At 51.0% G+C, this 12199-nt stretch carries 11 protein-coding genes; 7 read left to right on the forward strand and 4 right to left on the reverse strand.

Annotated features, from left to right (window positions below; genetic code table 11):
- The first annotated feature begins 1 nt into the window (after nt 1).
- On the forward strand, nt 2–973 hold the full coding sequence (gene rbsB / locus JOD01_RS02045; protein WP_204516542.1) for a ribose ABC transporter substrate-binding protein RbsB: 972 nt from the start codon (nt 2–4) through the stop codon (nt 971–973).
- A gap of 74 nt (nt 974–1047) precedes the next feature.
- Here the strand turns inward: rbsB and JOD01_RS02050 are convergent, their stop codons facing one another.
- Both JOD01_RS02050 and pdxR read right to left on the reverse strand, forming a co-directional pair.
- A complete protein-coding gene (locus JOD01_RS02050; RefSeq protein WP_204516826.1) occupies nt 1048–1395 on the reverse strand; it encodes a DMT family transporter in 348 nt (115 codons plus the stop codon).
- 18 nt (nt 1396–1413) lie between these two features.
- Nucleotides 1414–2883, reverse strand: coding sequence for a MocR-like pyridoxine biosynthesis transcription factor PdxR (gene pdxR, locus JOD01_RS02055; RefSeq protein ID WP_204516543.1), 1470 nt, complete (start codon nt 2881–2883; stop codon nt 1414–1416).
- A gap of 274 nt (nt 2884–3157) precedes the next feature.
- On the opposite strand from pdxR, the gene JOD01_RS02060 reads away from it, so the two are divergent.
- The 6 genes from JOD01_RS02060 to JOD01_RS02085 all read left to right on the forward strand — a co-directional run bounded on the left by JOD01_RS02060 (nt 3158) and on the right by JOD01_RS02085 (nt 11264).
- A complete protein-coding gene (locus tag JOD01_RS02060; RefSeq protein ID WP_204516544.1) occupies nt 3158–3352 on the forward strand; it encodes a hypothetical protein in 195 nt (64 codons plus the stop codon).
- Between the two features lie 406 nt (nt 3353–3758).
- Nucleotides 3759–5021: an exo-beta-N-acetylmuramidase NamZ family protein gene (locus tag JOD01_RS02065; RefSeq protein ID WP_204516545.1), complete on the forward strand. Its 1263-nt coding sequence runs from the start codon at nt 3759–3761 to the stop codon at nt 5019–5021.
- A 17-nt stretch (nt 5022–5038) separates the two neighbouring features.
- Nucleotides 5039–6754, forward strand: coding sequence for a serine hydrolase domain-containing protein (locus JOD01_RS02070; RefSeq protein WP_338028502.1), 1716 nt, complete (start codon nt 5039–5041; stop codon nt 6752–6754).
- A 36-nt stretch (nt 6755–6790) separates the two neighbouring features.
- On the forward strand, nt 6791–8893 hold the full coding sequence (nagZ, locus tag JOD01_RS02075) for a beta-N-acetylhexosaminidase (RefSeq protein ID WP_239565117.1): 2103 nt from the start codon (nt 6791–6793) through the stop codon (nt 8891–8893).
- 224 nt (nt 8894–9117) lie between these two features.
- On the forward strand, nt 9118–10311 hold the full coding sequence (locus JOD01_RS02080; RefSeq protein WP_204516547.1) for a glycine C-acetyltransferase: 1194 nt from the start codon (nt 9118–9120) through the stop codon (nt 10309–10311).
- On the forward strand, nt 10308–11264 hold the full coding sequence (locus JOD01_RS02085; RefSeq protein WP_204516548.1) for an L-threonine 3-dehydrogenase: 957 nt from the start codon (nt 10308–10310) through the stop codon (nt 11262–11264). The genes JOD01_RS02080 and JOD01_RS02085 overlap by 4 nt, the downstream gene beginning before the upstream one ends.
- A gap of 64 nt (nt 11265–11328) precedes the next feature.
- Here JOD01_RS02085 and JOD01_RS02090 read toward each other — a convergent pair whose 3' ends face one another.
- The gene (locus tag JOD01_RS02090; protein ID WP_204516549.1) at nt 11329–11607 is read right to left on the reverse strand and encodes a hypothetical protein; all 279 of its coding nucleotides are present in this window, start codon (nt 11605–11607) and stop codon (nt 11329–11331) included.
- Nucleotides 11608–11693: 86 nt separating this feature from the next.
- Nucleotides 11694–12053, reverse strand: coding sequence for a hypothetical protein (locus tag JOD01_RS02095; RefSeq protein WP_204516550.1), 360 nt, complete (start codon nt 12051–12053; stop codon nt 11694–11696).
- Nucleotides 12054–12199: the final 146 nt, after the last annotated feature.

Below are 12199 nucleotides of genomic sequence, written 5' to 3' on the forward strand. Positions count from 1 at the left end.
AATGAAAAAATTTGCCAAATTTGCACTTGCGTCTACCATGATGTTGGCTGTGCTCGCAGGATGCTCAACGCAGTCCAGCCTGGAAAGCGGTTCCGCAAAACCAAGTGAGCAACCGGCTGCGAACAGCTCTGAAAACGCTGCCAACAGCGCTTCCGACAAGGTGACGATCGGTTTGTCGATCTCCACACAAAACAACCCGTTCTTCGTTACGCTGAAAGAAGGGGCGGAGAAAGCGGCAAAAGAAGCAGGGGCAGAACTGATTGTGGTTGATGCCCAGGACGATACGGCGAAGCAAATCAGCGGCGTCGAAGATTTGATCCAGAAAAAGGTCGATGTCATCTTGATCAACCCGACAGACAGCGCCGCGATTGCCACTGCGGTTGAGTCTGCCAACCAAGCGAACATCCCGGTGATCACGGTCGACCGCGCAGCTGAAGGTGGACAAGTTGTTTCCCACATTGCATCCGATAACGTAAAAGGCGGTCAAATGGCAGGAGAATATATCCTGAAAGCCTTGAATGGAAAAGGAAACATCGTGGAATTGCAAGGGATCGCCGGAACATCGGCAGCACGTGACCGCGGTCAAGGTTTCCATGCAGCGGTTGACGGCAAAGAGGGAATCAAAGTGGTTGCTTCCCAGCCAGCCGATTTTGACCGCGCCAAAGGGATGAACGTAATGGAAAACATCCTGCAAGGCAACCCGGACATTCAAGCTGTATTTGCACACAATGACGAAATGGCTTTGGGTGCTCTGCAAGCGTTGGAAGCAGCCGGCAAAAACATCCCGGTCGTTGGCTTTGACGCAACCGATGATGCGGTAAAAGCCGTTAACGATGGAAAAATGGCGGCAACGGTAGCGCAAAAACCGGAAGCGATTGGGGAAACGTCTGTTCAAACAGCGTTGAAAGTCGTGAAAGGCGAGAAAGTGGAAAGCTTCATCCCGGTTGACTTGGAATTGGTCACCAAACAATAAGCAACCAGACGCCAAAAAAACCTGCTGCAGCCGCAGCAGGTTTTTGGCATATTTGAAGGCCAAGAGCGGGCCGCTTACTGGTCAGGCAAGGTGACTGCCTCATTCGCCGTGTTTCGATTGAGTAAAACCACACCGGCGATGATTAACAGCAAACCGAGCACGCCGGAGAGCGTGAGCTTTTCTTTCCAGACGGCGATCCCGATCACAGCGGTTACGGCCGTCCCGACTCCTGACCAAATCGCGTACGCAATGCTGAGCGGAATGTGCAGCAGGGATTGGGATAGAGCATAAAAGGCGATCCCAAAGCCGATCACCACCCCGATACTGGGGAACAGCTTGCTAAAGCCGCTCGATGCTTTCAGCATGGAAGTGGCAAACAGTTCTGTGGCGATCGCAACAGCTAGCCAGATGTAACCGATCATGCGCTTCACCTCACCTCCTTAGGGCACGTTGACTGACGATTCGCCAGATTTGTCATGAAGCAAGCTTTTCAATACCTCGCTGAACCGTTTGATTCCTTCATAGATTTGTTCCTGTTCGGCGCGCCCGAATGTGAAGCGAATGCAGTTTTTGTTTGAACCCAACACCAGTCCCGGCACGTAGGCAACTCCCTGCTTGATGGATTGCTTCAGCAGTTTTTGTTCGTTTACTTCCCGGTTCAGCCGGCACCAAATATGGATGCCTCCCGCAGGTTCCACAAATTCGACCTCGGTGGGCAGCAGGTCATGCAGCGCGAAGGTGATCAAATCTTTTTTTCGGCCTAAGCTGTGGCGAAGTGCCTGAAGATGCTGAACAAAAGAATCCGAACCTAAAAATTTGCTGGCCAGCCATTGGGGGAAAACACTATGTCCGAAATCGATAATCTGCTTGGCGTCTGCCAGCCTCTCCATCACCGCTTGCGGTCCAATAATCCAACCGATGCGCAGGCCGGATGCGACAATTTTTGTTAGTGAACTGACATACAGCACGTTGGCCATCGGGTCCAACGATTTTAACGTAGGCGGCGGTTCTCCATCAAACGCTGTCAGACTGTAGGGATCATCCTCGACGATGGGAATACCCAAACGGACGGACAGTTCCAGCAATCTTTTTTTGCGGGCAAGCGACAGCACGGTGCCGGTTGGATTTTGATAATTCGGGTTTACAAAGATCAGTTTGATCCGATGTTTGCGATGAAGTTCCAGCACGTCGTCGGGATCAATTCCGTCTCCACCTACCGGCAGAGAAAAAACGCGTACCCCGGCCGAATGAAACAGCGGAAGCGAGTAGAAATAAGACGGGTCTTCCACGGCAACGGCATCGCCCGGTTTCAACAGACATTGCACAATCAAATGAAGCGCTTGCTGAGCGCCTGAAGTGATCAGGATGGAGGAAGCGGTGCTGTCGATGCCTCTCCATTTTTTCATATGGTGCACAAGCGTCTGCCTCAATTCCAGATTGCCTTGCGGGTGGCCATACCCTAAATGATAGTCGAACGGTTGTTGGGCCATGATCGTTTGAAAGGCATTGGCAGGGAACAAGTCTGGCGATAGTTCGCCGCTGGCCATGTCGATCAATTCGTGGTCCAACGTTTCCTTGCGAATTTTCCGGATCAACGGGTAATTAGGCAAAAATGAACCTGCTTCAACCAGGTGACCCCAATTCGGCACTCGCTGCTGGGGGAACCTCCCATGAACGGACGATACTTGGGTGCCGCTTCCTTGAATCCGCTCGATGATACCGGATGCGCGCAGTTCTTCAAATGCGGAAACAACCGTGCTTCTGTTGACTTGCCATTTCTTGGCCAGTTCTCTCTCCGAAGGCAAAAAACTGCCCGGCGGAAATTCTCCTTTGATGATGCATTCTTCCAAATAAGCGGCGATTTGTTTGTAAAGCGGAACGCCTGATCCACGTTTTGGCTTCCATTCCATTGTGCCAGTCACAGCCTTTGGTCTAGTGGTGAAATACTCCATTCGTTTATTGTAGCGCAGTCGCGGATAGGAGAAAAGGCAGAGAACAGAAAGGAATGTAAAAAAACAGACAAATACCGAATCAATTGTTACAGCCAGCCGGTCAACATGGTATGCTGATAGAGGCGTATTTTTGCAGAAAAGTGGACGGCATTTTTTCTGGCAAAGTGGATGTTTTTTGCTGCCTGCCGTGCATAATAGAATGGAATTGTAGCAAGTAAAGGGGGAACCATCTATGTCAACTGCTCCATATATCGTTATTTTCGCGATCCTATGCTTGATTGGACTGGTAGGGACATTGTGGATTGGACGAAATCCGGTAGAAGCGGATTACGGCAAGAAAACGAAAAAGCGTTACACCAATATGATGATTATATATGCGCTTGCAGCAATCATTTCACTGCTTACCTTGTTATATTTTGTTTTGTAATCACGGCTCCATCTTGAGAAAAGAGGGACAATTATGGCAATCTGGATATTGATCATCGGTGTACATTTGGCAACGGTCGTGTTTGGCTTGTCCATTTGGATTTTTTACAAGAAATATAAAGACTTGTTGTGATAGATTTGTGAAAAAAACCTTGCAACCCCTCATTCGGGCATCGTCAGAGAAAAGACGAATGCTTCGAGTGGGGGGTTTGCTATTTTCGGCAATCGCGACCTTTCTACTATCTGTTATTTTGAAGATTGGGAATGTATAGAAAAATTTGGTATTTAATACTCACGCTAAATGGATGGAAACAATTTAAGATAATGGGTATAAATAGCAAGGTGTTTGTCAGAGCCTAAAAAGAAGATAAGAGTGGAGAAACCGCATAAAACGTGGGAGGTGGGCTATGTTGCGAAGCAAACGTTGGCGGAACGGTGCCGTTTCGCTGCTGTTGTTGGCGGTCTTGTTTTGTTGGCTGGGAACGGTGCAAGCGGCCAACACGGCAAGCGAAAAAAAACCGCGAGTTAAAACAGGCATCGAGATTTTGCTGGAACATCCGGAAATACTGGATGGGAAAAAGGTGGGCCTGCTCACCAATCCAACGGGAGTGACGTCCCGCTTAACGCATGATGTCGATGCGCTTTTAGCCAAAAAAGTGAATTTGGTAGCCGTCTACGGTCCGGAACACGGGATTCGCGGGACCGAGCAGGCTGGTTCTGCCCCTGGAACGTATGAAGATCCAAAAACGGGGCTGCCTTTTTACAACTTGTACGGCAAAACTCCGCAACAAATCGCTCCGATGTTTGCCGAAGCGGATGTCATTCTGTTTGATATCCAGGATGTTGGCGCTCGCTTTTACACCTATATTTCCACGATGGCTTATGCAATGGAAGCGGCAGCCTTGGCGGATAAACCATTTCTTGTCCTGGATCGGCCCAACCCGCTGGGGGGAGAGCAAGTGGAAGGACCGGTACTCGATCCTCGTTTTCAATCGTTTGTCGGTGTCTTTCCGATTCCCGTTCGCCATGGAATGACCGTAGGAGAATTGGCGTTGTTGTTCAATGAGCAATATGTACCAAACGAGATTGGGCGAAAAGCATCATTGCAAGTTATCCAGATGCAAGGCTGGAAACGGGACACCGCATATGAAGAAACCGGTTTGCCTTGGGTTATGCCGTCACCCAATATGCCCACAGTGGACACGGCGATGGTCTATCCGGGGATGTGTCTGTTTGAAGGAACCAATCTGTCGGAAGGCCGGGGAACGACACGGCCGTTTGAACTGATCGGAGCGCCTTATCTCAAAGGCTGGGAGCTTGCCGAACGGCTGAACGAGCGCCGCTTGCCCGGGGTGCAATTTCGGGAAGCTTATTTCTCGCCCACCTTTTCGAAGTATCAGGGGGAGAATGTCGGCGGTATCCAGATCTATGTGACGGACCGCAAAGCTTTTCAGCCTGTGCGCACTTCACTGGAGATCATCTCGGCGGTAAAAGCGATGTCTCCTCAATTTGCTTGGCGCAGTGACCACTATATCGACAAATTGCTCGGGACAGACCAAATCCGGCAGGCGATCGATCACGGAGCAACGGTTGAACGAATCATTGCCGCCTGGCAGCCGGAACTGAACAAATTCAAGGAATTGCGGCAACGCTATTTGCTTTATAAATAAACAGGGGAGAGATGGTTGTGAAGAAAAAAAAGACCCTGCTTGTATTAAGTGCCGTCTTGAGCTTCAGCCTGCTTCGTCCGCCTGTATCGGCCGAACCGACCGGGCAGGAACCCGTCCAAACCGGGCAGGAGCAAACCGTCCAAGCGGGAACAAACAAGAAAGCGAAACCGGTCAAAAACCCTTTGCGTCACTCTTGGGATCAGCCAGGGCATTCTTCATCCGTTTTGCATCCAGGCGCCCATGCGGCAGCAGGAATGACAGCCGAACCGCTGGCGCAAATCGATCGATTGATCGAAGCGGAGATTGCGAAGAAGACGATGCCGGGCGCAGTTGTCCTGATCGCCCGCCGGGGAGTGATTGTCAAAGAACAGGCTTACGGTTACGCGGCCCGCTATACCGATGACCAGTTTGGTCTCATGGATGAACCGATACCGATGAAGCCGGACACGATTTTTGACTTGGCTTCCATCAGCAAATTGTTTACGGCTACCGCCATCATGCAGTTGTATGACCAAGGAAAGCTCAAACTCGACGATCCGGTGGCCAAGTATATCCCTGAATTTGCGGCAAACGGCAAGGAGCGGGTCACCATTCGTCAACTGCTGGTGCATACCTCCGGCTTTGAACCTTCCATCAAAGACTTGTATTTGCAAGGTACCAGTCGTGAAGACCGACTGCAGATTGTCTTTGCCCATCCGCTGCAAAGCGAACCGGGAACACAATACGTTTACAGCGATTTGAACCTGATCGTCTTGGGAGCATTGGTTGAGCGCATAAGCGGGCAGCGTCTGGACCAGTATGTCGAGCAGCAGATTGTCGAACCGCTGGGGATGTCCGACACGATGTACAATCCGCCCGAGCGCTTGAAGAAGCGAATTGCGGCCACCGAGTCACAGCCGTGGACGAACCGGCCGATGGTCTGGGGGCAGGTCCATGACGAAAAAGCTTGGTCGCTTGATGGAGTGGCCGGTCATGCCGGCGTGTTCAGCACCGCCCGGGATTTGGCCGTCTTTGCCCAAATGATGCTGAATAAAGGCACGTACAAAGGCCAACAGATTTTGTCCAAACAATCGGTCAAATTGATGATGGAAAACCAACTACCGCAATTTCCCGGTGATGATCACGGGCTAGGCTGGGAGTTGAACCAGGGCTGGTACATGGATGCGCTGGGGGACGCCTTTTCCATGGGGCATACCGGCTACACCGGAACGTCGATTGTCGTGAGTCCCAATAATGAAACCATTTGTATTTTGCTGACCAACCGCGTACATCCTACCCGCGAGACTGTGTCGACCAATCCGGTGCGCAGAACTGTGGCAAGGCAGGCGGCACTGGCTATTCCTGTTGCCAACCCGTGGAAAGACAAACGCTGGTTTGCCGGCAGCGGCGATCAGCTGCAAACGACATTGACGGCAGAGATCAAATTGCCAGAGGGAGGGACACTTTCCGCCGACGTCTGGTACCGGATCGAAAATGAGCGGGACTACGGTTATGTTGAAGCAACGACGGACGGACAAAACTGGCAGTCCATCGGAGCAGGGATGACCGGGGAGAGCGACTGGCAGCAGCTTTCCTGGAAAATTCCGGCAGGAACCAAAAAGCTGCGGTTCCGTTATGCGACAGACGAATCGGTAAACGGACGTGGCTGGTATCTTCACAATCCGCAAATTTTCGGGCAGAATGGTCAGCCGCTCAAGGCAAACTGGATTGCGGACGGCTGGACCCAAGAATAAACAAAGCGGGAAACATCCGTGAAGGAGGAAATGCCCATGACCCATTTGTTCAATGGGAAACGTTTGATGATCGTAGCGTTGCTCTTGACTTTTTGGCTGTCGCAGACCAGTTTTTTCACTCCCTTTGCGGCAAAAGCGGCCGATCAGTCGCCGGTCGTTGATCTCGTCATCCAGATGAACTTGCCGGAAGTGGAAGCGGCAGTAGAGGGAGAAACTTTGCAATTGGTCGCGCTGCATGTATTTGCCGACGGGCATTTTGCCAAGGTGAACCGTTCTTTGCAATGGAGTTCGTCCAACAAAAATGTGGCAACAGTGGATAATCAAGGATTCGTTCGCCTGCTGAACCACAATGGCAGAACGTTTATCCAGGTGACGGATGGACAATTCGCCGATCGCATTGCCATCGATTATAACCGGGGCTCGCAACCGGCCGCCAAAGTGGTCAAGGAAATTGGCGAACGATACCAACTGATCAGCAAAGCGATTTCCGGGATGACATTGGAAGAAAAAATCGGTCAGCTGCTGATGCCGGATTTCCGGAAGTATGAGGGGAAAGATGTGACGACGATGCTTCCGCAAATCGCAAAACAGATTCAAAAGTACCATGTAGGCGGCGTGATTTTGTTCCGGGAGAATGTGGTCAATACCGAACAAACCGTACGGCTGGTCAACGACTATCAACAAGCGGCGGAGAAGTATGGCTTGCTGATCAGCATTGACCAGGAAGGAGGGATCGTCACCCGCTTGCAGGAAGGGACTGACCTGCCGGGCAACATGGCGATCGGGGCAACGAGATCGGTTGAATTGGCTCGCGCCGCCGGCGATGTCATTGGGCAAGAGCTGGCCGCACTTGGCATTAATACCGATTTCGCGCCTGATCTCGATGTGAACAACAATCCGGATAACCCTGTGATCGGCGTCCGCTCGTTTGCCAGTGACCCGCAGCTGGTGGCTGAGTTGGGAATCGCCTATGTGCAAGGACTGCAGCAAAACGGCATCGCAGCGACGGCGAAGCATTTCCCGGGCCATGGCGACACAGCGGTCGATTCCCATTTGGGACTGCCGGAAGTACCCCATGATATGGACCGCCTGCTGCAAATAGAGCTGTATCCGTTCAAGCAAGCAATCGAGCAGGGAGTCGACGCGATTATGACTGCCCATGTCACCTTCCCCAAAATCGACGATACCAAAGTTGTTTCGCAAAAAGACGGCACGCTGATCGCGCTGCCGGCTACGCTTTCGCCAAAGGTGATTACAGGATTGATCCGGGATCAATTGGGCTTCGACGGAGTGGTGTCTACCGATGCCATGAATATGCAGGCGATTGCCGACCATTTTGGACCTGTTGACGCCGCCGTTCGAGCGGTCAAGGCGGGGGTGGACATTATCCTGATGCCGGTTGGTTTGGCGGAAGTAAGCGAAGGGCTTAAACAGGCGGTCAACAACGGGGAGATCAGTGAACAACGCATTGAGCAGTCGGTGCGTCGTATTTTGACACTGAAAGTCAAGCGGGGGATTTTCAAAACCGAACAGCCGAGCGATCTAGCGCAAATGATCCAAACAGCCAAGCAAATCGTCGGTTCGCCGGAACATCGGGCCACCGAGGCGGAAATCGCCGGTCAATCGATTACGTTGGTGAAAAACGAGCAAATCTTGCCGTTGGCGCCGAATCAAAACCGGAATCTGCTCGTCGTTGGCAGTTCTTATGTAAACAATCTGGCGGCGGCAATCAAGAGATATAATCCGCGTACTGCCGTTGCGGATGTCAGCGAAGGCAAATGGACAGACGAGCTGAAGAACAAGCTTGCGGCTGCCGATGCCGTTATCATTGGTTCTTACAGCGCCACAGCGGCCGATCGTTCGCCCACACATCCGGTGATGGCTCTGTACCGGCAATTGCTGCAATCGACTGACAAACCGGTCATTGTTGTGGCGATTCGCAATCCGTACGACATCAGCGCGCTAACAGAAGCTGATGCTTACCTGGCGCAGTACGGTTTTCGCGAAGCCAGCTTTAAGGCCGCCGCCGCTGTCCTGTTTGGCGAAACCAAACCGACGGGCAAACTGCCGGTGGCGATTCCGGGGCTGGACGGGAAATTGTTGTACCCATTTGGCTTTGGGTTGGAGTATGGTCAATAGCAAGTGGCAATCCGGACAGGGGATGAAAAAATCCCCTGTTTTTTTGCGCAAAATATGTCCGCTCCATATGGACATTGGGCAAGAAAAATGATAATCTTACAGCAGGTAAACCTTATTATATAGCGTTTTTAACTGGAATCATTTTGTCTACTCAGGAAAGACATCTGTTGGCGAGGAATGGATAATTCAGGAAAACTTTGAAAGCTGAAGTGGAGGAATGGACAATGGGCAGCAGCATCTTGCGGCAGTTTCTTGAAGAAAATTTGGCGGAGTTAAAAAGCAAAGGGTTATACAACGTGATCGATCCGCTGGAAACCGCCAACGGCCCGATAATCAAGGTTGGCGGAAAAGAACGAATCAATTTGTCTTCCAACAATTATTTGGGATTGGCTACCGACCCTCGCCTTATCGAGGCAGCGGTGGCGGCGACTCGCCAGTACGGGGTAGGAGCCGGGGCGGTCAGAACGATCAACGGAACGTTGCAGCTTCATGTCAGCCTGGAGCAAAAGCTGGCCCACTTCAAGCAGACAGAGGCGGCCATTGCCTATCAATCCGGTTTTAACTGCAATATGGCGGCCATCTCGGCGGTGATGGACAAACAGGACGCGATTCTTTCCGACGAGTTAAATCATGCTTCCATCATTGACGGCTGCCGTTTGTCCAAAGCAAAGATTATTCCTTACAAGCATTCTGACATGGATGATTTGCGCTTGAAAGCGAAAGAGGCCAAACAGTCCGGTCTTTACAAAAAAATCATGGTCATTACCGACGGGGTGTTCTCCATGGACGGGGATATCGCCAAATTGCCGGAAATCGTCCAAATTGCCGATGAATTCGATTTGATTACGTATGTGGATGACGCGCATGGTTCCGGGGTCTTGGGCAAGGGAGCCGGCACGGTCAAACATTTTGGCCTGTCCGACAAGGTCGATTTCCAAATCGGAACGTTATCCAAAGCAATCGGCGTAGTCGGCGGATATGTCGCCGGCAAGCAGGAGCTCATTGACTGGTTAAAGGTGCGAAGCCGGCCGTTTTTGTTCTCGACCGCTTTGCCGCCGGGGGATGTTGCCGCTTGTCTGACGGCGATCGACATTTTAGCCGGCAGCACGGAATTGCATGATCGGCTGTGGGAAAATGGAACATATTTGAAACAGGGTCTGCGCCAATTGGGTTTTGATATCGGTCAGAGCGAAACACCGATTACGCCCTGCATTATCGGGGATGAAAAGCAAACGCAGGAATTCAGCAGACGCTTGTATGAAGAAGGAGTCTATGCGAAAGCGATCGTCTTTCCAACGGTGCCGCGGGGAACGGGACGGGTCAGAAATATGCCGACAGCAGCGCATACGAAAGAAATGCTGGATCAGGCGTTGGCTATTTATGAAAAAGTTGGGAAAGAAATGGGGATACTGGCATGAAACGAATCATGGTGACAGGTGCCTTAGGGCAAATTGGTTCGGAATTGGTGACAAAACTGCGTGAGCTGTATGGAAACGATCAGGTCATCGCGACGGATATTCGCCACTGTGCCGGCGTCATCGAGGAGAGCGGGCCGTTTGAGCTGTTGGATGTAATGGACGCAAACCGCATGCACGAAATTGCCCAAAAATATCGGGTGGATACGATTATTCATCTCGCCGCCTTGCTGTCGGCAACAGCAGAAGCGAATCCGCTATTGGCCTGGAATTTGAATATGGGCGGTCTGGTCAATGCGCTGGAAGTGGCTCGTTCCCTCGGCTGTCAGTTTTTTACCCCCAGTTCCATCGGGGCGTTTGGACCAACTACGCCGAAAAAACTGACACCGCAAGAAACGATTCAGCGGCCAACGACAATGTATGGGGTCAACAAGGTTGCGGGGGAATTGCTGTGCGACTACTATTATCACAAGTTTGGCGTTGATACGAGAGGTTTGCGCTTTCCCGGCTTGATCTCCTATGTGACTCCGCCTGGCGGGGGAACGACCGATTACGCCGTGGAGATCTACTACCAAGCAATCCAACAGGGGCGTTATACGTCTTACCTGGCAGCCGGAACCTATCTGGACATGATGTATATGCCGGATGCGCTCGATGCGATTGTTGCCTTGATGGAAGCGGACCCAGCCAAACTGGTCAACCGCAACGCGTATAATGTGACGGCGATGAGTGTTGATCCGGAGGCTATTGCCGCTGCGATTCGCAATCATTTGCCGCACTTCCAGCTCGCCTATGAGATTGATCCGATCCGACAGGCGATCGCCGAAAGCTGGCCCGACTCGTTGGATGTGTCGGCAGCCCGAGAGCAATGGGGCTTTGCACCGGCATACGATTTGGCGCGTATGACGGAGGATATGCTGGACAAATTGGCAGCCAAGCTTGTTCACACCGCTTGATTCGTGTTTTCGCTTGCCTGCACGTTTGTATTTGCACGAAAGGGACTTCAAAGCTGAAGTCCCTTTACTTTTTCCGTTTCCATTTTCTTCTGAACAGGGGATAAGCACCACCTAGCAACAGGCCATAGACAGGTACGCCGATAAAGAAGCTGACCCAATCCCCGCCGTCGGGATACAGGGAATGTTCGCTGTGCAGGTTTTTCCCCAGCCAAATGCTGAGCAGCAAATAACAGACATGAATAACCAGGGAATAATAGCCAAAATATCGCCGGAAGCGGACTTTGCTAAAAATAAAACTGATCGAACCAATCCCGACGATCATAATCAAACTCATTAAATGCATTTTTTACTCTACCCTTCTGCCGTAAAACACATGATGCTTCCAGTTTACCATGCTTGCGGACATCAGGGAATCCGGTTTGGCAGTTATCAACGATTGCGTATTTTGCCAAATGCGATAGTGCCCGGATCATCCGCCTGCTTGGGTTTTCGCGGAAACGGAGAAAACCTGCCTTGCTGCAAAGAGTCAATGCATTCCTCCAACTGCATGCCGATCTTTATGTTGAGTTCGGGAACAATCGCCATGAACTGATCCAGATGGACGCTGTAAAGAAGTGTGCCAACGGGATAAATTGCAAAAATATCCAAATCAGTGCGATTAAGCTTCGCAATCGACCGAAGCTGCTCCAGCGAACAATACAGCTCGCCCCAATAGGGAAGATAAGGTTTTAGACGGATTTGCCGCAAAATCCGCAAAATATGTCGGCGATGATATTCAACTAAGGCCATGTCTCTTTTTGTCATCTTGATCACCAAAGTTAATTTTTACGATTCTGGCTGGAATTAAACACAGTATAAATGAAGTTAATCGGTACTTATTAATTGATATATAAAAAATATTTTTTAAGATATTGTCGCTTCTTGTAAAATTGGTG

The organism is Brevibacillus fulvus (assembly GCF_016908525.1).
Taxonomy (GTDB): domain Bacteria; phylum Bacillota; class Bacilli; order Brevibacillales; family Brevibacillaceae; genus Brevibacillus_G; species Brevibacillus_G fulvus.